Here is a 22,474-nt window from a genome sequence, read left to right as displayed (position 1 = left end):
GATGGGCTACCGCGAGGAGCACGCCGAGTCGATCGCCGACCCCGAGGCCTACTGGGGGAGGCAGGCCGCCCTGGTCGACTGGTTCACCAAGCCCCACCGGGTGCTGGACGGCGACGACCCTCCGCACTACCGGTGGTTCCCGGGCGCGACGCTCAACACCTGCTTCAACGCGCTGGACCGGCACGTGGTCCGCGGCGGGGCCGACCGGGTCGCCCTCATCTACGACTCGCCGGTGACGGGGACGAAGCGGCAGCTGACCTACGCGGAGCTGCTCAGCGAGGTCGCCGCCTTCGGCGGAGTGCTCCGGCACCTCGGGGTCGGCGCGGGGGACCGGGTGGTGATCTACATGCCGATGATCCCGGAGGCGGTGGTCGCCATGCTCGCCTGCGCCCGGATCGGGGCGGTGCACTCGGTGGTCTTCGGGGGTTTCGCGCCCCACGAGCTGGCCGTGCGGATCGACGACGCCGCCCCGTCGGTGGTGGTGACTGCCAGCTGCGGGATCGAGCCGAGCCGCGTGGTCGAGTACAAGCCCCTGCTGGACCGGGCGCTCGAGCTCGCCGACCACGCCCCGGATGCTGTGGTCGTCAAGCAGCGCCCCCAGGTGGCGGCCTCGCTGACCGAGGGCCGCGACCTGGACTGGGACGTCGCGATGCGGGCCGGCCGGACGGAGCCGGCCGAGTGCGTGGAGGTGGCCGCCACCGACCCGCTCTACATCCTCTACACCTCCGGGACCACGGGACGTCCCAAGGGGATCGTCCGGGACCACGGCGGTCACGCCGTCGCGATGGCCTGGTCGCTGAAGAACGTCTACGGCGTCGGGGAGGGCGACGTGTGGTGGGCCGCCTCCGATGTCGGCTGGGTGGTCGGCCACTCCTACATCGTCTACGCGCCGCTGATCGCGGGAGCCACCACGGTGCTCTACGAGGGCAAGCCCGTCGGCACGCCGGACGCCGGGGCCTTCTGGCGGGTGGTCCGCGAGCACGGCGTCACAGCGCTGCTCACCGCGCCCACGGCGATCCGGGCGATCCGGAAGGAGGACCCGGACGGCACCTTCCTCGCCGCAGGTGCCCTCCCCACGCTCGAGACGCTCTTCCTCGCCGGCGAGCGGCTCGATCCCGAGACCTGGCAGTGGGCGACCGAGCGGCTGGGGGTGCCGGTGGTCGACAACTGGTGGCAGACCGAGACCGGGTGGCCCATCGCGGCGAACCTGCGAGGTCTGGAGCCGATGCCCATCAAGCCGGGGTCGCCCTCGGTCCCGGTGCCCGGCTTCGACGTGCAGGTGCTCGGGCCCGACGGGGTCCCGGTGCCCGCCGGGGCGGAGGGGGCGATCTGTCTGCGGCTGCCCCTGCCGCCCGGGACCCTCCCGACCCTGTGGCAGGACGACGAGCGCTACGTCTCCTCCTACCTGTCGGCCTTCGCGGGGTACTACCTCTCGGGCGACGGGGGCTACCTGGACGAGGACGGCTACCTCTTCGTCATGGGACGCACCGACGACGTGATCAACGTGGCCGGGCACCGGCTCTCCACCGGCGCCATGGAGGAGGTGATCTCCCGCCACCCGGCGGTCGCGGAGTGTGCGGTGATCGGCGTCGCGGACCAGCTCAAGGGCCAGCTGCCGCGCGGGTTCGTGGTGCTGAAGGCCGGCGTGGAGGCCGACCCCGACGAGATCCGCGACGAGCTGGTCGCCCTGGTGCGCAGCGAGATCGGCGCCGTGGCCGCCTTCAAGGAGGTCACGGTGGTGGGCGGGCTCCCCAAGACCCGGAGCGGGAAGATCCTGCGCCGGACGATGCGGGAGATCGCGGACGGCAAGGAGACCCCGGTGCCGTCGACCATCGAGGACGAGAGCGTGCTGGAGACCCTGCGGCCGGTGCTGCGTCGTCCGTAGCCCCTGCGAGACTGTGCGGGTGAACCAGCGCGACGTCGTCATCCTCGGCAGCACCGGGTCGATCGGGACCCAGGCCCTCGACCTGGTGCGGGCCCATCCCGACCGCTTCCGGGTGGTCGGCCTGACCGCGGGCGGCAGTCGGCCCGACCTGTTCGCCCAGCAGGTCGCCGAGTTCGCCCCCGCGTTCTCCGGGATGGGGGAGGAGGCCTGCGTCGAGGCGGCCTCGACGGCCTGCGACGTCGTCCTCAACGCGATGACCGGGGCGGTGGGGCTGCGCCCCACGCTGGCGGCCCTGGAGACAGGCAGCACGCTCGCGCTGGCCAACAAGGAGTCGCTCATCATCGGGGGGCCGCTGGTGCGGGACCTGGCCCGCCCCGGGCAGATCGTGCCGGTGGACTCCGAGCACAGCGCCATCGCCCAGAGCCTGCGGGCCGGGAGCGCGCAGGAGGTGCGCCGGCTGGTGCTGACCGCCTCCGGCGGACCGTTCCGTGGCCGTGACCGGGCCGAGCTGGAGGAGGTCACGCCCGACCAGGCGCTGGCCCACCCCAACTTCGCGATGGGTCGGGTCATCACCACCAACTCCGCCACCCTGGTCAACAAGGGGCTGGAGGTGATCGAGGCGCACCTGCTCTTCGACGTCCCCTTCGACCGGATCGACGTGGTCGTCCACCCGCAGCAGCTGATCCACTCGATGGTCGAGTTCGTGGACGGGGCCGTGGTCGCCCAGCTGGGGCTGCCGACCATGCTGGTGCCGATCGCGCTGGGCATGGGATGGCCCGACCGGGTGCCGGACGCGGAGACCCCCATCGACTGGACCCGGGCCGCCGACTGGCGCTTCGAGCCCCTGGACGACGACGTCTTCCCCGCCGTGCGGCTGGCCCGCCGCGCGGGCGAGGCGGGCGGCACGGCCCCCGCGGTCTACAACGCCGCCAACGAGGAGTGCGTCGAGGCGTTCCACGCGCGGGCGCTCCGGTTCCCCCAGATCGTGGAGACGATCGAGCACGTCCTTGACCAGCACGGCGTACCCTCGAAGGAGAACCTGACCGTGGACGACGTCCTCGCCGCCGACACCTGGGCGCGCGAGGAGGCCCGCCGCCTGATCCGAGGGGACCATACCGCTCCATGACCGCGCTGCTCTACACCCTGGGCGTCGTGCTCTTCGTGCTGGCCATCCTGCTCTCGATCGGCCTGCACGAGCTCGGGCACATGATTCCGGCCAAGAGGTTCGGGGCCAAGGTCACGCAGTACTTCATCGGCTTCGGCCCGACCGTGTGGAGCAAGACGGTCGGCGAGACCGAGTACGGCGTCAAGGCGATCCCGCTCGGCGGCTACGTGAAGATCGTCGGCATGCTGCCCCCGGGCGCGGCCGAGCTCGCCGAGCCGGCAGGCTTCGACGACAACGGCGAGCCGGTCTTCCGGGTGCGCCGGTCCAACACCGGCCTCTTTACCCAGCTGATCTCCGACGCGCGGACCGCCGAGTGGGAGCTGGTCGAGCCGGGTGACGAGGACCGCCTCTTCTACCGGTTGCCGGCGTGGAAGAAGGTCGTCGTGATGGCGGGCGGGCCGACGGTCAACATCCTGATCGCCCTGGCCATCTTCGCCCCGCTCTTCGCCACCTACGGCAACCCGAACGACCCGAGGATCCTGCCGCAGGTCGCCGACGTCTCGGCCTGCGTGGTGCCGGCCGCGGAGGACCAGCGGGTCTGCCGCGAGGACGACCCGGTCGCCCCCGCCTTCGCCGCCGGTCTCGAGCCGGGTGACGAGTTCGTCAGCTTCAACGGCGTGCCGATCACCGACTGGGAGGTCCTCCAGGACCAGATCCGCGGCAACGACGACGGGCGGGCCGAGATCGTCATCCGCCGCGACGGCGAGGAGAAGACGGTCGTCACCAACACGATGGTGACCGCGCGTCCCACCTCGAACGACGACGAGACCCTGGTGGAGGTGGGCTTCCTGGGCGTCACCCCCGTCACCGAGCTGGCCACCGGCGGGCTGGGCTACACCCTGGGCCGGATGGGCCACATGACCGTCGACACCGTGGAGGCGATGGCCCAGCTGCCGGTGAAGGTCTGGGGCGTCGCGAAGGCGATCGTCGGTCTCGAGGAGCGCGATCGCGAGGGTCCGGTCTCGATCGTCGGCGGCGGCCGCCTGGCCGGTGAAGCGGTCTCGCACGACCTCGTGCCGTCCACGGACAAGGTCGCGTTCATGCTGATGCTGATCGCGGGCTTCAACTTCTTCATCGGGATGTTCAACTTCATCCCCCTCCTGCCGCTGGACGGGGGCCACATCGCGGGCGCCGTCTACGAGGGCGTGCGGCGCAGGATCGCGCGGCTGCGGCGCCGTCCCGATCCCGGCCACGTCGACGTGGCCAGGATGCTTCCCGTCGCCTACGTGGTCGGCCTCGCCCTGCTCGGCATGGGGGTCGTCCTCATCGTCGGGGACATCGTCGTCCCGCTCAGCCTCACCGGGTGAGCGCGGGCGGCCACGAGCCGTCGGGCCCTGCCCAGTAGCCTTGACCGCATGACTGCCATCGGCCTGGGCATGCCCGCGCTACCTCCCCCGGTCCTCGCCCCGCGTCGCCCGACGCGTCAGATCAAGGTCGGATCCGTGGGGGTGGGCAGCGACCACCAGATCTCGGTGCAGTCGATGACGACCACGCTCACCTCCGACGTCAACAGCACCCTCCAGCAGATCGCCGAGCTCACCGCGGCGGGCTGCGACATCGTCCGCGTCGCCTGCCCGAGCCAGGACGACGCCGACGCGCTGCCGCAGATCGCCCAGCACTCGCAGATCCCGGTCATCGCCGACATCCACTTCCAGCCGAAGTACGTCTACGCCGCGATCGAGGCGGGGTGCGCGGCGGTCCGGGTCAACCCGGGCAACATCCGGCAGTTCGACGACCAGGTCAAGGAGATCGCCCGGGTCGCCAAGGACCACGGCACCTCGATCCGGATCGGGGTCAACGCCGGGTCGCTCGACAAGCGGCTGCTGGAGAAGTACGGCAAGGCGACCCCGGAGGCGCTGGTCGAGTCGGCCGTCTGGGAGGCGAGCCTCTTCGAGGAGCACGACTTCCACGACTTCAAGATCTCGGTCAAGCACAACGACCCCGTGGTGATGGTCCGGGCCTACGAGCTGCTCGCCGAGGCGGGGGACTGGCCCCTGCACCTGGGCGTGACCGAGGCGGGTCCGGCCTTCCAGGGCACGATCAAGTCGGCGACCGCGTTCGGCGCTCTGCTCAGCCGTGGCATCGGGGACACCATCAGGGTCTCCCTCTCCGCGCCTCCGGTCGAGGAGGTCAAGGTGGGCCTGCAGATCCTGCAGTCCCTCAACCTGCGCGAGCGCAGGCTCGAGATCGTCTCCTGCCCCAGCTGTGGTCGGGCCCAGGTGGACGTCTACACCCTCGCCGAGCAGGTCACCGCCGGACTCGACGGCCTCGAGGTGCCCCTGCGGGTCGCGGTCATGGGCTGCGTCGTCAACGGGCCGGGCGAGGCTCGGGAGGCGGACCTGGGGGTCGCCTCCGGCAACGGCAAGGGCCAGATCTTCGTCAAGGGCGAGGTCATCAAGACCGTGCCGGAGTCGCAGATCGTGGAGACCCTCATCGAGGAGGCCCTGCGCATCGCCGAGGGGATGGAGCCCGTCGAGGGCGCCGGGGCCTCCGTCTCGGTCTCCTGAGGTCTCCGGGGACGAGGCTCGACGCGCGACGGCGAGTAAGGTCGCGGCCGTGACGAGTGACGAGATCCAGGTCCTGGGGGTGCTGGACCTCCAGGAGTTCCTGGAGCTGACCGCCCGGGACCCGGTGGTCAACGTCTTCGTCGACCACCGCGCCCGGACCACCCGGCTCGATCCCCGGTGGCTGGGGGGCGAGGTGTGGGGCCGGTTCGTGCACGGCGAGATGGTCGCCGCCTGCCACGTCGGGGCCAACCTCGTCCCGGTGGAGTGCGACGCGGAGTCCGCGGCCCTCTTCGCCGCTCGAGCCGCCCGCGGCGTCCGGCGTTCGAGCACCCTGGTCGGTCCCGAGCCCGCCGTGACCGCGCTCTGGCACGGACTCGACGGCGCCTGGGGCGAGCCCCGCGAGGAGCGGTGGCACCAGCCCCACCTCGAGATCGGCGGACCCCCGACCGCCGAGCCCGACCCCGCCGTGCGGGCCACGACCGCGGCCGACCTCGACGTGCTCTATCCCGCCTGCGTGTCGATGTACACCGAGGAGGTGGGGGTCTCCCCGGAAGCCGGGGGAGGGGGCGACCTCTACCGGGCGCGGATCCAGCAGCTGGTCTCCCGGGGGTGGTCCTTCGCGCGGATCGAGGACGGACGGGTGCTCTTCAAGGCGGAGGTCGCCTGCGCGAGCCCCTTCGCGGCCCAGGTCCAGGGGGTCTACGTCCCCCCGGACCTGCGCGGCCGAGGACTCGCCACGCACGGGATGGCGGCCGTGGTCGAGCACGTGCGTCGCGAGATCGCGCCGGTGGTCTCCCTCTACCTCAACGACTGGAACACCGGCGCGCGGAAGGCCTACGAGCGCGCCGGCTTCACCGAGTCCGCGCGGCTCGCCACCATCATGTTCTGAGCCCCGTCCTGAGCCCTGGCCTGAACAGACCGTGAGGGCGTCCCCGGGATCATGGCGGTCAGCTGCTGGGAGGACGCACCTCACGGGTGGGGGGTGCACCGGTTCGTCGGCTCCGACGGCCGCCAGTAGCCTTGCGCCCATGATCATGCGGATGTCCCAGCTCTTCGTGCGCACGCTTCGCGACGACCCGGCGGAGGCGGAGGTGCCCAGCCACCGGCTGCTGGTCCGGGCCGGCTACATCCGCCGGGTGGCCCCGGGCATGTACACCTGGCTGCCCCTGGGCCTGAAGGTGCTGCGTCGCATCGAGGACATCATCCGCGAGGAGATGGACGGCATCGGCGCCCAGGAGGTGCTCTTCCCCGCGCTGCTGCCGAAGGAGCCCTATGAGGCGACCGGCCGGTGGACCGAGTACGGCGACAACCTGTTCCGGCTCACCGACCGCAAGGGAGGGGACTACCTGCTCGGCCCCACCCACGAGGAGATGTTCACGCTCCTGGTCAAGGACCTCTACTCCTCCTACAAGGACCTGCCGCTCGCCCTCTACCAGATCCAGACGAAGTACCGGGACGAGGCGCGGCCCCGGGCCGGACTGCTGCGGGGCCGCGAGTTCGTGATGAAGGACTCCTACTCCTTCGACGTGGACGACGCCGGCCTGGAGGCCTCCTACCTGCGGCACCGCGACGCCTACATCCGGATCTTCGACCGGCTCGGGTTCGACTACGTGATCGTGAAGGCCACCTCCGGCGCCATGGGTGGCTCGCGCTCGGAGGAGTTCCTGGCCCGGACGGACGTCGGCGAGGACACCTACGTGCGCTGCACCTCCTGCGACTACGCAGCCAACGTCGAGGCCGTCACGGTCCGGGCGCCCGAGCCCCAGCCCTTCGACGACGCCCCGCCCGCGCACGTGGAGCAGACCCCGGGGACGCCGACCATCGAGACGCTGGTCGACCATCTCAACGAGCGGTTCCCCCGCGACGACCGCCCCTGGCGCGCCGGCGACACCCTCAAGAACGTCCTGGTGGTCCTCAAGCATCCCGACGGCACCCGGGAGCCGCTGGCGATCGGTCTCCCGGGCGACCGTGAGGTCGACCAGAAGCGTCTCGAGGGTCAGCTGGAACCGATCGAGGTCGAGGCGATGGACGAGGCGGAGCTGCGCAAGCACCCCGCACTCGTCCGGGGCTACATCGGTCCCGCCGCCTTGGGGGAGGAGTCGACCTCCGGCATCCGCTACCTGGTCGACCCCCGCGTGGTGGAGGGCACCCGCTGGGTGACCGGCGCGGACGTGGACGGGCGGCACGTGCTCGACCTCGTCGTGGGGCGTGACTTCACCCCCGACGGCACCATCGAGGCCGCCGAGGTGCGCGACGGCGATGCGTGCCCGAGCTGCGACCAGGGGACGCTGGAGTCCGCCCGCGGCGTGGAGATGGGCCACATCTTCCAGCTGGGCCGCAAGTATGCGGAGGCCCTCGACCTCAAGGTGCTGGACGAGAACGGCAAGCTGGTCACGGTGACCATGGGCTCCTACGGGATCGGGCCCTCGCGGGCCGTGGCCGCGATCGCGGAGAACACCCTGGACGAGATCGGGCTGTGCTGGCCGCGCGAGGTCGCTCCCGCGGCGGTGCACGTGGTGGCCGCCGGCAAGGACGCAACGCTCTTCGAGGCCGCCGAGCGGCTCGCCGGCGAGCTCTCGCGTGCGGGGCTGGACGTCCTCTACGACGACCGCACCGGCAAGATCAGCCCCGGGGTGAAGTTCAAGGACGCCGAGCTCATCGGCGTCCCCCTCATCGTCACCGTCGGCCGTGGGCTGGTGGACGGGCTGGTCGAGGTGAAGGACCGCCGGACGGGGGAGCGGCAGGAGATCCCGGTCGCGGAGGCGGCGGGTCACCTGAGCGCCCTCGTGCGCGACTGAGCCTCGTCGACGTGGGACGGGTGTTGCGGATTTACGCACTGCATGATCATGCAAGCCGGATGCCATTCCGTTTCCCACGCCTCTGTTGCAGACTCATGCCAGTGGTACACGATCCTCGACCCAGGCTCTGACCACGACCGGGCTGTTGCTGACCAGCCCGACCGGCCCGCGGACTCGACGTGCTGGGGGAGATCTCGGGACTCCCCCAGGATGACGAGACCGCGGGCCGCCCCCATTTCTGGCCCGAGGGTCCGGCAGGGACGGCGGCAGCGGGGGAGGTCCGGCTGAGCTCAGAGCTCGGGAGCTCCGGGGAAGGGCTCCGGTGCCCCGCCCCAGGCCAGCACCGCCTCGGCGGACTCCACCAGGGCGTCCACCGCCCAGCTGCGCAGGCGGCCCGACGACCCGCCGACCAGCCCGGCGTACACGGCCAGGCACCGCTGCTCGACCAGGCGTCCCCCGGCCCTCAGGAGGTCCCGGGAGCCGACGGCGGGCAGCTCGTACGCCGCGGCGGCCGCGACCGGCGTGGCCTCCCGGGCCCTGAGCTGCTCCACCAGCCAGTCGCGGCGCGCCAGGTGCCGGGCATGACGCTCGGCGGCGAGGGAGGCCGACGCGGGGTCGTCCGCCCGGGCGGCCTGAGCGGCCAGCGTCCCCAGCACGTGGACCGCGGCGTGCTCGGCCGTCAGGACGGTCTGCAGCGAGTCGACCGAGCTCATCGCGGCGGCTCCGTGGGCAGCACCGTGAGCTGTTGGACCAGTCCGGCGCCCATGCAGGCCAGCAGCCGGGCCACCTGGGCGTCGTCGGCCTCCCTGGCGCGGTCGAGCACGAGCCGCGCGTGCGCGGACTCCGCCTTCCGCAGCCGGCCCAGCGCCCGGGCCGGCCTCCCCGGCACCGACGGCGCGGTCGCGGCGGCCGGCTCGGAGGGGGAGGGGAGGGACGAGGCGGCAGAGCCCTCGCCGGTCGCCGTACGGAGCACGCGCGCGTGGTCGTCATGGGTCAGTCGGAGGCCCTCGAGCGTCGTGGCGAGCCGCGGGTGGGCGGTCGCGGTCGCGTGCACCAGCGAGATCAGCGTCGAGGTGCGGGCGAGGAGGTCCGGCAGCGGGTGCGCGGCCGGCTCGACGCCCGGTGCCGGTGTGTGGTCGCCCACGGTCGCGTCGCACCCGGCGGCCAGCACCGTCGCCACCCCGCCGGCACCCAGCAGGACCGACCGGCGCGTCGTCGCCAGGGGGTCTCGGGCGTCTCGGTGACGAGGTGGGAGGAGCACCGGGGGAGCCTAGTCCACCGGTCGGGGAACGGGTTCGTGGCAGGCCGCGCGGCCTCACCTGGCCGGCCCCGGACGCGTGCGGCTGACCCGATTCCCGCGGCGGCGGTTATGGTGGGCGCAGACAACAGCACAAGGAGGTTGACAGCGTGGGCAACGCCAGAAGTGACGCCACCCGAGCCGGCATCGAGACGGCGCTGACGGACCCCCTGCAGGTGCTGGGCCTCGACCTCGAGGCCGTGGAGGTCACCCCGGCCGGCAAGCGTCGGGTGCTGCGGATCGCGGTGGACAAGGACGGCGGGGTGACCCTGGACGACGTCGCCGACGCGACCAAGGAGGTCTCGCGGGTCCTCGACGACTCCGACGTGATGGGCGAGATGCCCTACCTTCTCGAGGTCACCTCGCGGGGTGTCGACCGGCCGCTGACGCTGCCGCGCCACTGGCGGCGCAACGCAGGCCGGCTCGTGCGGGTCTCCCTGGTCGACGGCGACGAGCTCGTGGGCCGGATCGCCTCGAGCGACCAGGACGGTGTCGACCTGACGGTCGACGCGGACGAGCGCCGCGTGACCTACGACGACGTGGCCAAGGCTCTGGTGCAGGTCGAGTTCAATCGCAAGGACAAGGACGAGGACGACTGATGGACATCGATCTCGGCATCCTCAGGATGCTGGAACGCGAGAAGGAGATCTCCTTCGACGTGCTCGTCGAGGCGATCGAGCAGGCACTGCTGACGGCGTACCACAAGTCGCCCGGTGCCCAGGAGCGGGCCCGGGTCACCCTGGACCGCAAGACCGGGCACGTCGCGGTGCTGGCCGCTGAGCTGGACGCGGAGGGCAACGTCGTCGCCGAGTACGACGACACCCCCGACGGCTTCGGGCGGATCGCCGCGACCACGGCGAAGCAGATCATGCTCCAGCGGCTCCGCGACGCCGAGGACGACATCCGCTTCGGGGAGTTCTCCGGCAAGGAGGGTGACGTCATCTCCGGCGTCATCCAGCAGGGTCGCAACCCCGACGACGTGATGGTCGACCTCGGCAAGGTCGAGGCCCTCCTCCCGGTCGGCGAGCGGGTGCCCGGCGAGACCTACACCCACGGGACCCGGATCAAGTGCCTGGTGGTCTCGGTGCGCAAGGGGATGCGGGGGCCGCAGATCACCCTGTCGCGCACCCACCCCAGCCTGGTCAAGAAGCTCTTCGCCCTCGAGGTCCCCGAGATCGCCGACGGCACCGTGCAGATCGCCGGGATCGCGCGCGAGGCGGGGCACCGCACCAAGATCGCGGTGTACTCCAAGGTGCCGGGCGTCAACGCCAAGGGTGCCTGCATCGGTCCCATGGGCCAGCGGGTGCGCAACGTCATGTCGGAGCTGCACGGGGAGAAGATCGACATCGTCGACTGGTCCGAGGAGCCTGCCGAGCTGGTCGCCCACGCCCTCTCCCCGGCGCGGGTGACGTCGGTGGAGATCCTGGACCGCGCCGCCCGCTCGTGCCGGGTGGTGGTGCCGGACTTCCAGCTCTCGCTGGCCATCGGCAAGGAGGGGCAGAACGCCCGCCTGGCCGCTCGGCTGACCGGTTGGCGCATCGACATCCGCTCCGACGAGGAGCCCGCGAAGCAGCCCTCGGACTCCGACGAGGCACCGGCCGCGGGCTAGCAGGAGCGCGGGGCCCCGCATCCCCGGTTCGGAAATCACTGGCCTCACACGCTAGGCTGGCTCCCAGTGATTCGTACGACGTTCCTCCCTGCCCCCGGTCCGGTTCGGACCTGTGTGGGGTGTCGCCGTCGGACCACTAAGAGCGAGCTGCTGCGCGTGGTGGCAGGCGAGGGAGCCGACGGTCGTCCGGCCGTGGTTCCCGATCCCGCCGGCTCCGCACCAGGCCGCGGGGCGCACCTGCACCCCACGTCCGAGTGCCTGCAGCTGGCGGTGCGAAGGCGGGCGTTCCCCCGGGCCCTCAGGTCCAGGGAGGGCTTGACCCTCACACCGCTGGAGGACCACCTCTCAGCTCATCCCACCGTGATCGACCGACAAGAAACTGGAGCAGGCAGCTCATGAGCACTCGATGAGTACTTTCCGATGAGCCAGCACCACCACTAACGGTCCGAAGACATCCCCTGACGGGGCTCGGGCCAGAAGGAGCAACGTTCTAACGTGGCCAAGACCCGAGTCCACGAACTCGCCAAGGAGTTCGGAGTCGAGAGCAAGTTCGTTCTCGAGAAGCTCAAGGAGATGGGGGAGTTCGTCAAGTCGGCATCGTCGACGGTCGAGCCCCCGGTCGAGATGCGCTTCAAGAAGCAGTACGGCGACCAGCTGAAGTCCGCTGGCGCTGCTGCCCCCGCCGCGGAGGCCGCCCCGGCCCCCGCCGCGCCCGCTGCCCCGGCGGCGCCCGCGAAGGCGGCTGACAAGCCGGCCGAGACCGTGGCGCCCCGCGAGACGGCGCCGGCTGAGAAGTCCGCCGCCCCGACGCCGCCCCGCCCGGGCCCCAAGCCCGGTCCCAAGGCGAAGCCTGCCCCCGAGCCGGAGCCCGCTCCCGCGCCCGCCCCGGCTCCGGTGGCCCCGGCTCCCGTGGCCCCGGCCGCGCAGCAGCCGCCGGCCGCGGCCGCCAGCCCGACCCCCGGCCCGAGCCCGACCCCCAAGGCCCCGACCCCCGCACCTCGGCCGGTCGGCAAGCCCGGGGCTCCGCGGCCCGGCAACAACCCCTTCGCGCCCAGTCAGGGCATGGGCCGTCGCCCGTCCGCCCCGCCGACCCCTGCGACGGGGACCCCGGGCGGCGCCGGCGACGAGCAGCGCGCGCCTCGTCCTCCCGCTGCACGTGACGGTGCCCCCGCGGGCCGTCCCGGAATGCCGCGTCCCAACCCGGCGATGATGCCGAAGTCCCCTGCCGCCTTCGGTGGCGGCCCCGGTGGCCGCGGTCCGGGCGGCCCCGGCGGCCCTGGCCGCGCGGGTGGACCCGGACGTCCGGGTGCTCCGGCACGCGGCGGCGCCCCGGGTCGCCCCGGTGGCGGCGCCCCCGGTGCCGGCGGTCGTCCCGGCGGTGGCTTCGGCCCGCCCGCCAGCGGGCGTCCCGGCCAGCGGCCGGGCCAGCGCGGCCAGACCCAGGGTGCCTTCGGTCGCCCCGGCGGCCCGTCGCGACGCGGCCGCAAGTCCAAGCGGGCACGTCGCCAGGAGTTCGAGGCCATGCAGGCCCCGACCATCGGTGGCGTGCGGGTCCGCAAGGGTGACGGCGAGACCATCCGGCTGCCCCGCGGCGCCTCGCTGACCGACTTCGCCGAGAAGATCAACGTCGACGCGGCCGCCCTGGTGCAGATGCTCTTCTCGCTCGGCGAGATGGTGACCGCGACCGAGTCGGTCAACGACGAGACGTTCGAGCTGCTCGGCGAGGAGCTCAACTACGTCGTCCAGGTCGTCTCCCCCGAGGACGAGGACCGCGAGCTGCTGGAGTCCTTCGACCTCGAGTTCGGCTCCGACGAGGGTGACGAGTCCGACCTGGTGATCAGGCCGCCGGTCGTCACCGTGATGGGTCACGTCGACCACGGAAAGACCAAGCTCCTCGACGCGCTGCGCAACGCCAACGTCGGCGCCAAGGAGGCCGGTGGCATCACCCAGCACATCGGTGCCTACCAGGTCCACACCGAGGTCGACGGCCAGGACCGCCGCATCACCTTCATCGACACCCCGGGTCACGAGGCGTTCACCGCCATGCGTGCCCGTGGTGCCCAGGCGACCGACATCGCCATCCTCGTGGTGGCGGCCGACGACGGTGTCATGCCGCAGACGGTCGAGGCGCTCAACCACGCCAAGGCCGCCGGTGTGCCGATCGTGGTCGCGGTCAACAAGATCGACAAGGAGGACGCTGACCCGACGAAGGTGCGTGGTCAGCTCTCCGAGTACGGCCTGATCCCCGAGGAGTACGGCGGCGACGCGATGTTCGTCGACGTGTCGGCCAAGTCCGAGCTCAACCTGGACAAGCTCCTCGAGGCCGTGGTGCTCACCGCCGACGCCTCGCTGGACCTGCGTGCCAACCCGACGCAGGACGCCCAGGGTCTCGTGGTCGAGGCCCACCTGGACCGCGGTCGCGGTCCGGTGGCGACCGTCCTGGTCCAGCGCGGCACGCTGCGCGTCGGGGACTCCCTGGTGGCCGGGCCGGCGTACGGCCGGGTGCGCGCCATGCTCGACGAGTTCGGCAACGAGCTCACCGAGGCGGACCCGTCGCGTCCGGCGATGGTCCTGGGTCTCAGTGCCGTCCCCGGTGCCGGCCAGAACTTCATCGTGGTCGACGACGACCGCATGGCTCGCCAGATCGCCGAGAAGCGCGAGTCGCGTGAGCGGGCGGCCATGCAGGCCAAGCGTCGCGTGCGTCGCACCCTCGAGGACTTCATGGCCTCCATGGAGAAGGGCGAGAGCCAGGAGCTCAACCTCATCCTCAAGGGCGACGTGTCCGGATCGGTCGAGGCCCTCGAGGACTCGCTGGCCCAGATCGACGTCGGCGACGAGGTCACCCTGCGGGTCATCGACCGCGGTGTCGGTGCGATCACCGAGACCAACGTCGACCTGGCCGCGGCCTCCGACGCGATCATCATCGGCTTCAACGTCAAGCCCCAGGGCAAGGCGGCGCAGATGGCCGACAAGGAGGGCGTGGAGATCCGGTACTACTCGGTGATCTACCAGGCCATCGAGGAGATCGAGGCGGCCCTCAAGGGCATGCTCAAGCCGGAGTACGAAGAGGCGAGCCTCGGGCAGGCGGAGATCCGCGAGATCTTCCGCTCGTCCAAGGCGGGCAACATCGCCGGCTGCATGGTCATCTCGGGCACGGTGCGACGCAACGCCAAGGTGCGCGTGCTGCGCGACGGCAAGGTCGTGGCGGACAACCTTGACCTGGCCTCGCTCAAGCGCGAGAAGGACGACGCCTCGGAGGTCCGCGAGGGCTTCGAGTGCGGTCTGGTGCTCAAGAACTTCCAGGACATCAAGATCGGCGATGTCGTGGAGTCGTTCGAGATGCGCGAGATCCCGCGCGGCTGACAGACCCACCCTCGAGTCGGCGCCAGTGAAATGCTGGCGCCGACTCGACATTTTGACGAAGGTAGGAACATGGCAAACCCACGGGTGCGCAAGATCGCCGACCGGATCCACGTGATCGTGGCCGAGATGCTGGAGCGCAAGATCAAGGACCCGCGACTCGGGTTCGTGACCATCACCGACGTGCGTGTCTCCGGTGACAGCCAGCACTCCACGGTCTTCTGGACCGCGCTGGGCGAGGAGACCGAGGTCGAGAGCTCGGCCGCGGCGCTGGAGTCGGCCAAGGGCGTGATCCGCGCCGAGATGGGCAAGCAGCTGGGCATGCGCCTGGTGCCGACCCTGGAGTTCGTCCGGGACGCGCTGCCCGACAGTGCCCGCCACCTCGACGACGTGCTGGCCGCGGCCCGGGCCAGCGACGAGGCGGTGGCGGCGCAGCGCGCCGGCGCGACGTACGCCTCGGAGGAGGACCCCTACAAGAAGCCGCGTACCGCGGAGGACGACGAGTCCGCCACGGACGACGACGCGTGACCGGCGCGCGCCCGCAGAAGGGCGCCGAGGGCCCGACCGGTCTGGTCGTGGTCGACAAGCCGGGCGGCATCACCTCGCACGGGGTGGTCGCACGGGTGCGTCGGCTCGCCGGGACCCGCAAGGTCGGTCACGCGGGCACGCTGGACCCGATGGCCACCGGTGTCCTGGTCCTCGGCCTCGGTCGGGCCACCAGGTTGCTGGGTCATCTGATGCTGACCGAGAAGCAGTACGAGGCCACGATCCTGCTGGGTCGCTCCACCACGACTGACGACGCCGAGGGCGAGGTGCTGGAGGAGCGGGACACCTCGGGGCTCCTCGAGCCGCAGGTGAGGGCCGAGCTGGAGCGGTTCGTGGGCGAGATCGACCAGGTCCCGACGGCGGTCTCGGCGATCAAGGTCGACGGCCGGCGCGCCTACGAACGGGTCCGGGCGGGCGAGCAGGTCGACCTCCCCGCCCGCCGGGTGACCGTGCACGAGCTCGAGGTGGTGGAGATGACGCTGCCACAGGTCCGCATCCGGATGCGCTGCTCCAGCGGCACCTACGTCAGGGCGGTGGCTCGCGACCTCGGCCTCGCGCTGGGGGTGGGTGGCCACCTCACGGCGCTGCGGCGCACCGCGGTCGGACCGTTCGACCTGGCGACGGCGCGCACCCTGGAGCAGCTGGAGCAGGAGCTCGCGGTGCTGCCCATCAGCGAGGCGGCCCGCGCCGGCTTCCCCGCGGTGGACCTCTCGGACGAGGAGGCCAGGGACGTACGGGTGGGGAGGCGACTCGACAGGGCGCTCCCAGGTGGCGGCGAACACGCGCTCTTCGCGCCCGACGGCGAGTTCCTGGCCCTCTACGAGCCTGCTCCGGAGGGGGCGCGTCCGGTCGCCGTCTTCGTCGGCTGACCCACGCCGTAGCATTCCCCCGTGCAGATCTGGCGATCAGTCGAGGAAGTCCCTGCCGACCTCGGGCCCACCGTGGTCTCCGTCGGCAACTTCGACGGGGTGCACCGCGGTCACCAGCACGTGCTGGAGCAGGCCCGGGCCACGGCGGAGCGGATCGGCGTGGAGACGGTCGTGGCCGTGACCTTCGACCCGCATCCGATGGCCGTGCTCCGTCCCGAGCACGCCCCACCCACGCTGACCTCGATCCCGAGGCGGGCCGCGCTGCTGGCCCGGGCGGGGGTCGACGCGCTCCTCGTCGTCCCCTTCGACCGGGGCGTCGCGGCGTGGGAGCCGCTGACCTTCGTGGACCGGATCCTGGTGGAGGCGCTGGGCGCGCGCGCGGTCGTGGTGGGGGCCAACTTCCGCTTCGGGCGCAAGGCGGCCGGTGACGTGGCCTTCCTGTCCCGGGTGGGGGCGGAGCGAGGCTTCGAGACCGAAGGCGTGCCCCTGGACGGTGGTCCCCAGGTCTGGAGCTCCACCTACGTCCGGCAGTGCCTGGCCTCCGGCGACGTCACCGGCGCGGCCGAGGCGCTGGGCCGACTGCACACCGTGCGGGGGGTGGTGGTCCGTGGGGACCAGCGAGGCAGGGACCTGGGCTTCCCCACCGCCAACGTCCCCACCTCGGTCGCCGAGGCCGCGCCGGCCGACGGTGTCTATGCCGGGTGGCTCACCCGTCGGGACACCGGCGAGCGCTTCCCTGCTGCGATCTCGGTGGGCACCAACCCGACGTTCGCGGGTGAGCGCGAGCGCAGGGTGGAGTCCTACGTGCTGGACCGTGACGACCTCGAGCTGTACGGCGTGGAGGTCGAGGTGGCCTTCGTCGAGCGGCTGCGCGGCATGGTCGCCTTCGAGGGGATCGAGGCGCTGGTCGCCACCATGCACGACGATGTGCGCCGCGCCCACGAGGTCCTGGGCGTCTGAGACCTCAGGCGGTCGAGACCCGGACCGGTACCCCGCTCAGGGCGGCGTTGCCCGACACGTCGAGCACCTCGGGGTCGGTCAAATCGTTGATCGAGACCCCCGGGACCTGGGCCGCCACGGACATCGACGTGCCCGGCCGGCCGTGGCCGTAGCCGTGGGGCAGGGAGACCACCCCCGGCATCATGTCCTCCGAGGCGCTGACCTCGACCACGACCTCGCCGACCCGCGAGCTCACCCTCACCAGCGCCTGGTCGCGCAGTCCGTGGCACGCCAGGTCCTCGGGGTGCATGAGGAGCTGGTGCCGGGGCCGCCCCTTGGTCAGCCTGGCCGTGTTGTGCATCCAGGAGTTGTTGTCGCGCTGGTGGCGCCGACCGATCAGGAGCAGCGTGCCGGGCTCGGGCGGCGTGGCTGACCCCAGACGGGCCAGGTCCTCCAGCACCAGGTCGGGCGCGGCCTGCACCAGGCCGTCGGTGGTGCGCAGCCGGCCGGGCAGCTGGTCCGGTCGGAGCGGACCGAGGTCCAGGCCCGAGGGGGCACGCCGCAGTGCCCGCAGGGTCACCCCCGTCCTGCTCGTGCGCAGCAGGATCGAGACCACCCGGGCGGGGGAGGTGCGCATCCGCGCCCAGCGCACCGCCCGGCGCCGCCGGGGGAGCCGGCGCGACGAGCGCGCGGCCAGGCGGCGGACCAGGCCGGCGTAGATCTCCCAGTCGTGGCGCTGGTCGTCGGACTTGGGGAAGGCGGCGGGGGAGAAGCGGGCGGTGTTGCGCACCGCCAGGGCGTGGAAGACCAGGTCGTAGTGGTCCCGCTCGAGGTGGGAGGTCGGAGGCAGGATCACGTCGGCGTGCCGGGTCGTCTCGTTGACGTAGAAGTCGATCGAGGCCATGAAGTCGAGCGTCGGCAGCACCCGGTCCAGCCCGCCGCCGTCGGGGGTGGAGAGCACCGGGTTGCCGCTCATCGTGAGCAGCGCACGCACCTGGCCCTCGCCGGGCGTCTCGATCTCCTCGCGCAGCACCGCGACCGGCAGCTCGCCGGCGGTTTCCGGCAGTCCCCGGACCCGGCTGTGCCAGACCCCTCGGTGTCCGGGGCCGATCAGGCCCCGCCCCACCACGTCGATCGCCGGGCTGGTCAGCATCGTCCCGCCGACCCGGTCGAGGTTGCCGGTGAGCAGGTTGAGCAGCTGGACCGACCACTGCGCCAAGGTGCCGAACTCAGTGGTGGAGACGCCGATCCGGCCGTGCACCGCGGCCCGCTCGGCACCCGCGAGCTCGCGGGCCAGGCCGCGGATGGTCTCGGCGGGCAGGCCGCTGGCGCCCTCGGCCGCCTCCGGGGTGCGGTCAGCCACCGCGGCGCGCACCCGGTCCAACCCGGCGACGTACGGCGGCGGCGTGGTCAGGTCCTCGGCGAGCAGCACGTGCACCATGGCCAGCAGCACGTGCACGTCGGTGCCGGGGCGGACGAAGAGGTGCTGGTCGGCCACCTTCGCGGTCTCGGTGCGGCGCGGGTCGAGGACCACGAGCCGCCCGCCGCGTCCCTGCAGCTCGCGGAGCCGGGCGGGGAAGTCGGGGACGGTCATCAGCGACCCGTTGGAGGCCATCGGGTTGTAGCCGAAGGCCAGGAGGAGGTCGGTGCGGTCGAGGTCGGGCACCGGCAGCAGCAGCTGGTGGCCGTACATCAGGTGGGCCACCAGCTGGGCGGGCAGCTGGTCGACCGAGGTGGCGCTGAACCGGTTGCGCGTGGGCAGCGCCTTGGCCAGCTCGGTGCCATGGGTCATCGAGCCCAGGCTGTGCACGTTGGGGTTGCCGAGGTAGACCGCGAGCGCGTCGCGTCCGTGCCGCTCGACGGTCTCCGCGAGCCGGTCGGCGACCAGGTCGAGGGCCTCGTCCCAGTCCAGCTCCTCCCACTGCGGGTCGTCCGCAGGCCCGCGGCGGCGCACGGGTCGGCGCAGCCGCTCGGGGTCGGTGAGCACATCGGCGATGGCGACGCCCTTGGGGCACACGTGCCCCCGGGAGAGCGGGTCGGCGGGGTCGCCGCGCACACCGGTGACGGCGCCGTCGGTGATCGTCAGCCGGAGGCCGCAGATCGCTTCGCACAGGTTGCAGGAGACGTGACGGATCCCGTCCCGGGGCTCGGTCGTGGCGCGGGAGGGGAGCAGCATCCGGGCATCGTGGCACCCCGGGGCCAGGGGGGACATGGGCGCGGAGCACAGAACCCGGGGCGCCGGATCCCTCAGGTGTGCACGCATGGTCACCGGGGTCCAAGGGTACGCCTGCCCTGCAAGGCGCGCGGTCGCGTGCCCGAAGGACAAGCAGATGGAGGACGTCATGGGTTACGGAGGCGCCGTCGGACTGATCGTGGTGGGACTGATCCTGTCCCTTGCCATCAACGAGGAGCAGGTCGGCCCGGTCAACCTCGGCATGGTGGGCTGGATCCTGACCCTCGCCGGCGTGGCGCTGCTGCTGCTGAGCATCGCCCAGCAGAACACCAGGCGCCGGCAGAGCACCATCGCCACCACCACCGACGCACAGGGTCGGCAGGCGACCACCGAGCGGCACGTGGAGGCGGACCCGCCGCCGCCGGCCTACTGAGAGACCCCGACGCTGAGCCCGGACCGTTCATCGGTCCGGGCTCAGACGTATGTCCGACACGCAGACGGCCTAGCATTCTGCGCAGTAGTGCGTAATCCGCACTGCTGTGCAGCCATGGATACCACCCAGCTCCTCAAGGGAGTGCTCGACCTGGCCGTGCTGGCCGTGGTCCACGACGAGGACGGCTACGGGTACGACGTCGTGCGGCGGCTGCGGGCCGGCGGCCTCGAGGACGTGGGGGACGCCTCGGTCTACGGCACGCTGCGTCGTCTCTACGCCGCCGGTGCGCTCACCTCCTACGTCGTCCCCAGCGACGAGGGACCGCACCGCAAGTACTACGGGATCACGCCCGCCGGGCGTGACCAGCTGGCGCGCGAGCGCACCGACTGGCGGACCTTCGCCACCACCCTCGGCCGGATCCTGGACGGGTCCGCCCCGGCACACGGAGTGAGCGCATGAACACGACCAGTATTCCGGCCAGTCCCGACGTGGCGCAGTTCGTCGCCCAGGTGCGAGCCCTGCTCGCCGACCTCCCGACCGACGTCCAGCAGGACCTGACCGAGGGACTCGAGTCCGATCTCGGTGAACAGCCAGCCCGAGTGCGTCTATGACGAGGGCGGGACACCCCAGGACCGCCTCCGGGTCTACTACCCGTGGAGCACGCCCATCGGCGCCGGCGACAACATCTTTCGCGTGCCGAGCCGGCTCCAGGACAGCGACCAGCCGCAGGTCGATCCACGCGCCTTCCTCGGCCTGGACCGGCCCTCGGTCGGAGGGTTCCCGATGGCCCGGGTGCCGGCCGCGGCTGCTGAGTGCCGATGGGGTGCCCGCTGCCGGCCTTGGGCGTCTGCTGCGGTTGCCGTGAAACGGTCGCGGACATGTCGTGCCCGGGTGAAAACGTCGAGCGTCTCGGCCGGCGTCGCTGACGTGGGGAGGGTCCACTCGTGTCGAGTGAACCCTCTCGCCGTTTCTCGTTAGGGGAATCGCCCGCCCATCGGCGTGAAGTAGAAGAAGCGGATCCAGACCATCTGCATCAGGGTTCCCACGACGGCGATGACGATCAGCGTCATCGCGCGATGGACGGGGCCCACGATGCGGGCGGAGACCTCCGGCAAGGGCCAGCCAGGCACCGCGACCAGGATCAGGTACCGAAACACACTCGGCGTGGTCCGGCTGGACCCCACGATGTAGAGGGCGTACAGGAAGGCCCAGGCGCGGAGCTCAGGGCTCCACGCCCGTGCCTGGGGCCTGCACACGACCCATCCCAGCAGGCTGAGGGCGCCGAAGACCAGGATGGTCGCCGGGAGGTCGTCACCACTGAGTGCCTGACCGAGCCACGTGCTCCACTCCTGACCCGGTCCCAGCCAGTTGCGCTGGGTCTGGGCGTAGCCGTCCCAGTCCCCTGTCACGACCCCGACGGTGAAGGGCCAGATGAGGAACGTCAGCGCAGTGGCGACGGACGCCGCACCGAGACGAAGGCGCTCGCCGACAGGGAAGGGTTCCTCGTGTCGCCCGCGGAACCGGAGGACCCAGACGACACCCATCACCGCGGCGAGTGGAAGGACGATGGGACGGCTCAGGGAGAGGACTACTGCGACAGCCACTGTCCAGCCGTAGCGCCGCTGCTCCAGACACATGAGGGCAAGGACCACCAGGAGCAGTGCGAGCCCTTCGGTGTAGGCGGCCTGGAAGACGATGGCGGCGGGGGCGAACAGCAGCGCCGTGATGCAGAGGGTCGCCAGGAATGCCCCTCCCCGGCGCGCCATCATCCGGTACAGGAGGATGACGGCCAGACCGGTGCAGGACGTGCTGACCACGGTCGCCGCCACGGGGAAGGAGAACCCCAGCGCGACCAGGCTCGCCACGAGCAACGGATAGACCGGATAGAAGGCCCAGGCGTTCGCCGCTACCTCGCCCTCGAAGCGAGGAAGGACCGCGGGATACCCCTCTGCCACGATGCGGCCGTACCACTGACCGTCCCAGACCGTCAGGGAATGCAGATAGGTCAGGGCGTCCAGGCGGTGGCTGCTCGCCATGTCGGCCGGCGCCCTGGACTCGATGAACCAGCTCAGCAGGACGGCGTCCACCACGCGGCTCGCCACGAGCACGGTCAGTGGGACGACCAGCCAGCGCCACCCGCGGGTCAAGTGTGGTGGCCTGGCGGTGCGGCCCGTCGTCGGGGCCCGGGTGTCGAGCACCTGGCTGGGCATCGTGTGTCCTCCACGGCAGATGACGTGGCCGGGCAGGGCCACCTCGCCAGAACGCTAGTGCCGCAATCGACTGCCTGTCCCGGACTTCGGCGAACGTGCTGACTTTCCGAATTGGGTGCGTCCGCCGGTCCGTTGGTAGTCTGTCGGAGTTGTCCACCTTCGGGTGGGCGACACCTGCCGTCCAACGGCCGCGGATCGAGAGTGCCCGGGTGAACAGGCCCCGGCGCGCCGCGCAACGAACGAGCCCCTGGTGGGCCGGAAGGGAGCCTGCGCATGTCCATCGGTACTGACGCGGAGACCAAGAAGAAGATCATCGCCGAGTACGCCACGGCCGAGGGTGACACCGGTTCGCCGGAGGTCCAGATCGCGCTGCTGTCGCACCGGATCGCCCACCTGACCGAGCACCTCAAGCAGCACAAGCACGACCACCACAGCCGTCGTGGTCTGCTGCTGCTGGTCGGCCAGCGCCGTCGCCTGCTGAACTACCTGCAGAAGACGGAGATCGAGCGCTACCGCTCGATCGTCGAGCGTCTCGGCCTGCGTCGCTGACGTGGGGGAGGGTCCACTCGTGCCGAGTGGGCCCTCTCGCCGTTTCTCGCTACATTTGCATGTGTGACACCCGTGGGCCTGGCCCGCGACACAACTGAAAACCCACCACTCAGGAGCGACCCGCCGACAAGGCT

The 22,474-nt window shown here is 71.7% G+C and carries 21 protein-coding genes; 17 read left to right on the top strand and 4 right to left on the bottom strand.

Annotated features, from left to right (window positions below; genetic code table 11):
• The first annotated feature begins 1 nt into the window (after position 1).
• The 6 genes from AC3X7R_RS16795 to AC3X7R_RS16770 all read left to right on the top strand — a co-directional run bounded on the left by AC3X7R_RS16795 (position 2) and on the right by AC3X7R_RS16770 (position 8,355).
• Positions 2-1,885 carry a propionyl-CoA synthetase gene (locus tag AC3X7R_RS16795; protein ID WP_489966825.1) on the top strand — a complete coding sequence of 628 codons (1,884 nt, stop codon included), beginning with the start codon at positions 2-4 and terminating at the stop codon, positions 1,883-1,885.
• Positions 1,886-1,904: 19 nt separating this feature from the next.
• Positions 1,905-3,011 (top strand): 1-deoxy-D-xylulose-5-phosphate reductoisomerase, encoded by a 1,107-nt coding sequence (gene dxr / locus AC3X7R_RS16790; protein ID WP_489966824.1) that lies wholly within the window; start codon positions 1,905-1,907, stop codon positions 3,009-3,011.
• Entirely contained in the window at positions 3,008-4,357 is a 1,350-nt protein-coding gene (locus AC3X7R_RS16785; protein WP_489966823.1) for a M50 family metallopeptidase, read from the top strand. The genes dxr and AC3X7R_RS16785 overlap by 4 nt, the downstream gene beginning before the upstream one ends.
• A 48-nt stretch (positions 4,358-4,405) precedes the next feature.
• Positions 4,406-5,557: a flavodoxin-dependent (E)-4-hydroxy-3-methylbut-2-enyl-diphosphate synthase gene (ispG, locus tag AC3X7R_RS16780; RefSeq protein ID WP_489966822.1), complete on the top strand. Its 1,152-nt coding sequence runs from the start codon at positions 4,406-4,408 to the stop codon at positions 5,555-5,557.
• Between the two features lie 49 nt (positions 5,558-5,606).
• Entirely contained in the window at positions 5,607-6,446 is an 840-nt protein-coding gene (locus AC3X7R_RS16775) for a GNAT family N-acetyltransferase (protein WP_489966821.1), read from the top strand.
• A 139-nt stretch (positions 6,447-6,585) separates the two neighbouring features.
• Positions 6,586-8,355: a proline--tRNA ligase gene (locus AC3X7R_RS16770; RefSeq protein ID WP_489966820.1), complete on the top strand. Its 1,770-nt coding sequence runs from the start codon at positions 6,586-6,588 to the stop codon at positions 8,353-8,355.
• Between the two features lie 290 nt (positions 8,356-8,645).
• On the opposite strand, the gene AC3X7R_RS16765 is transcribed toward AC3X7R_RS16770, so the two are convergent.
• Together AC3X7R_RS16765 and AC3X7R_RS16760 are read right to left on the bottom strand one after the other, a co-directional pair.
• Positions 8,646-9,068, bottom strand: coding sequence for a DUF4439 domain-containing protein (locus tag AC3X7R_RS16765; RefSeq protein ID WP_489966819.1), 423 nt, complete (start codon positions 9,066-9,068; stop codon positions 8,646-8,648).
• On the bottom strand, positions 9,065-9,616 hold the full coding sequence (locus tag AC3X7R_RS16760; protein ID WP_489966818.1) for a hypothetical protein: 552 nt from the start codon (positions 9,614-9,616) through the stop codon (positions 9,065-9,067). The genes AC3X7R_RS16765 and AC3X7R_RS16760 overlap by 4 nt, the downstream gene beginning before the upstream one ends.
• Before the next feature lie 146 nt (positions 9,617-9,762).
• Here AC3X7R_RS16760 and rimP point away from each other — a divergent pair, with 146 nt between their 5' ends.
• The 7 genes from rimP (at position 9,763) to AC3X7R_RS16725 (ending at position 16,996) form a co-directional block, all read left to right on the top strand.
• On the top strand, positions 9,763-10,251 hold the full coding sequence (rimP, locus tag AC3X7R_RS16755; RefSeq protein ID WP_489966817.1) for a ribosome maturation factor RimP: 489 nt from the start codon (positions 9,763-9,765) through the stop codon (positions 10,249-10,251).
• The gene (gene nusA, locus AC3X7R_RS16750; RefSeq protein ID WP_489966816.1) at positions 10,251-11,261 is read left to right on the top strand and encodes a transcription termination factor NusA; all 1,011 of its coding nucleotides are present in this window, start codon (positions 10,251-10,253) and stop codon (positions 11,259-11,261) included. The genes rimP and nusA overlap by 1 nt, the downstream gene beginning before the upstream one ends.
• Before the next feature lie 66 nt (positions 11,262-11,327).
• Positions 11,328-11,660 (top strand): YlxR family protein, encoded by a 333-nt coding sequence (locus tag AC3X7R_RS16745; protein ID WP_489966815.1) that lies wholly within the window; start codon positions 11,328-11,330, stop codon positions 11,658-11,660.
• A gap of 96 nt (positions 11,661-11,756) precedes the next feature.
• On the top strand, positions 11,757-14,624 hold the full coding sequence (gene infB, locus AC3X7R_RS16740; RefSeq protein ID WP_489966814.1) for a translation initiation factor IF-2: 2,868 nt from the start codon (positions 11,757-11,759) through the stop codon (positions 14,622-14,624).
• A 69-nt stretch (positions 14,625-14,693) separates the two neighbouring features.
• Positions 14,694-15,149, top strand: coding sequence for a 30S ribosome-binding factor RbfA (rbfA, locus tag AC3X7R_RS16735; protein WP_489966813.1), 456 nt, complete (start codon positions 14,694-14,696; stop codon positions 15,147-15,149).
• Positions 15,146-16,036 carry a tRNA pseudouridine(55) synthase TruB gene (gene truB / locus AC3X7R_RS16730; protein ID WP_489966812.1) on the top strand — a complete coding sequence of 297 codons (891 nt, stop codon included), beginning with the start codon at positions 15,146-15,148 and terminating at the stop codon, positions 16,034-16,036. The genes rbfA and truB overlap by 4 nt, the downstream gene beginning before the upstream one ends.
• A gap of 21 nt (positions 16,037-16,057) precedes the next feature.
• Positions 16,058-16,996, top strand: a complete 939-nt coding sequence (locus tag AC3X7R_RS16725; RefSeq protein ID WP_489966811.1) for a bifunctional riboflavin kinase/FAD synthetase — start codon at positions 16,058-16,060, stop codon at positions 16,994-16,996.
• A gap of 4 nt (positions 16,997-17,000) precedes the next feature.
• Here AC3X7R_RS16725 and AC3X7R_RS16720 read toward each other — a convergent pair whose 3' ends face one another.
• Positions 17,001-19,151 carry a molybdopterin-dependent oxidoreductase gene (locus tag AC3X7R_RS16720; protein WP_489966810.1) on the bottom strand — a complete coding sequence of 717 codons (2,151 nt, stop codon included), beginning with the start codon at positions 19,149-19,151 and terminating at the stop codon, positions 17,001-17,003.
• Positions 19,152-19,305: 154 nt separating this feature from the next.
• On the opposite strand from AC3X7R_RS16720, the gene AC3X7R_RS16715 reads away from it, so the two are divergent.
• From AC3X7R_RS16715 to AC3X7R_RS16705, 3 genes are all read left to right on the top strand, one after another.
• Complete coding sequence (locus AC3X7R_RS16715) at positions 19,306-19,581, top strand: DUF6458 family protein (RefSeq protein WP_489966809.1); 276 nt, start codon at positions 19,306-19,308, stop codon at positions 19,579-19,581.
• 114 nt (positions 19,582-19,695) lie between these two features.
• On the top strand, positions 19,696-20,040 hold the full coding sequence (locus AC3X7R_RS16710) for a PadR family transcriptional regulator (RefSeq protein WP_181310559.1): 345 nt from the start codon (positions 19,696-19,698) through the stop codon (positions 20,038-20,040).
• Entirely contained in the window at positions 20,037-20,192 is a 156-nt protein-coding gene (locus tag AC3X7R_RS16705) for a hypothetical protein (RefSeq protein ID WP_489966808.1), read from the top strand. Before AC3X7R_RS16710 ends, AC3X7R_RS16705 begins: the two co-directional genes overlap by 4 nt.
• A 363-nt stretch (positions 20,193-20,555) precedes the next feature.
• On the opposite strand, the gene AC3X7R_RS16700 is transcribed toward AC3X7R_RS16705, so the two are convergent.
• Positions 20,556-21,791, bottom strand: coding sequence for a hypothetical protein (locus tag AC3X7R_RS16700; protein ID WP_489966807.1), 1,236 nt, complete (start codon positions 21,789-21,791; stop codon positions 20,556-20,558).
• A gap of 273 nt (positions 21,792-22,064) precedes the next feature.
• Between AC3X7R_RS16700 and rpsO the strand changes: the two genes are divergently transcribed.
• Complete coding sequence (rpsO, locus tag AC3X7R_RS16695; RefSeq protein WP_489966806.1) at positions 22,065-22,340, top strand: 30S ribosomal protein S15; 276 nt, start codon at positions 22,065-22,067, stop codon at positions 22,338-22,340.
• Positions 22,341-22,474 lie beyond the last annotated feature (134 nt).

Source organism: Nocardioides sp. Z22_16, from assembly GCF_058134365.1.
The sequence above is the reverse complement of the archived record's forward strand: the minus strand, read 5'-3'. Positions and strand labels throughout refer to the sequence as shown.

Bases quoted from the DNA above. Each gene is read 5' to 3' on its own strand.
- rpsO (WP_489966806.1), top strand. From the start codon at position 22,065: ATGTCCATCGGTACTGACGCGGAGACCAAGAAGAAGATCATCGCCGAG.
- AC3X7R_RS16715 (WP_489966809.1), top strand. From the start codon at position 19,306: ATGGAGGACGTCATGGGTTACGGAGGCGCCGTCGGACTGATCGTGGTG.
- AC3X7R_RS16795 (WP_489966825.1), top strand. From the start codon at position 2: ATGGGCTACCGCGAGGAGCACGCCGAGTCGATCGCCGACCCCGAGGCC.
- AC3X7R_RS16765 (WP_489966819.1), bottom strand. From the start codon at position 9,068: ATGAGCTCGGTCGACTCGCTGCAGACCGTCCTGACGGCCGAGCACGCC.
- AC3X7R_RS16700 (WP_489966807.1), bottom strand. From the start codon at position 21,791: ATGCCCAGCCAGGTGCTCGACACCCGGGCCCCGACGACGGGCCGCACC.
- nusA (WP_489966816.1), top strand. From the start codon at position 10,251: ATGGACATCGATCTCGGCATCCTCAGGATGCTGGAACGCGAGAAGGAG.
- ispG (WP_489966822.1), top strand. From the start codon at position 4,406: ATGACTGCCATCGGCCTGGGCATGCCCGCGCTACCTCCCCCGGTCCTC.
- AC3X7R_RS16705 (WP_489966808.1), top strand. From the start codon at position 20,037: ATGAACACGACCAGTATTCCGGCCAGTCCCGACGTGGCGCAGTTCGTC.
- AC3X7R_RS16710 (WP_181310559.1), top strand. From the start codon at position 19,696: ATGGATACCACCCAGCTCCTCAAGGGAGTGCTCGACCTGGCCGTGCTG.
- rbfA (WP_489966813.1), top strand. From the start codon at position 14,694: ATGGCAAACCCACGGGTGCGCAAGATCGCCGACCGGATCCACGTGATC.
- AC3X7R_RS16720 (WP_489966810.1), bottom strand. From the start codon at position 19,151: ATGCTGCTCCCCTCCCGCGCCACGACCGAGCCCCGGGACGGGATCCGT.
- AC3X7R_RS16770 (WP_489966820.1), top strand. From the start codon at position 6,586: ATGATCATGCGGATGTCCCAGCTCTTCGTGCGCACGCTTCGCGACGAC.
- AC3X7R_RS16785 (WP_489966823.1), top strand. From the start codon at position 3,008: ATGACCGCGCTGCTCTACACCCTGGGCGTCGTGCTCTTCGTGCTGGCC.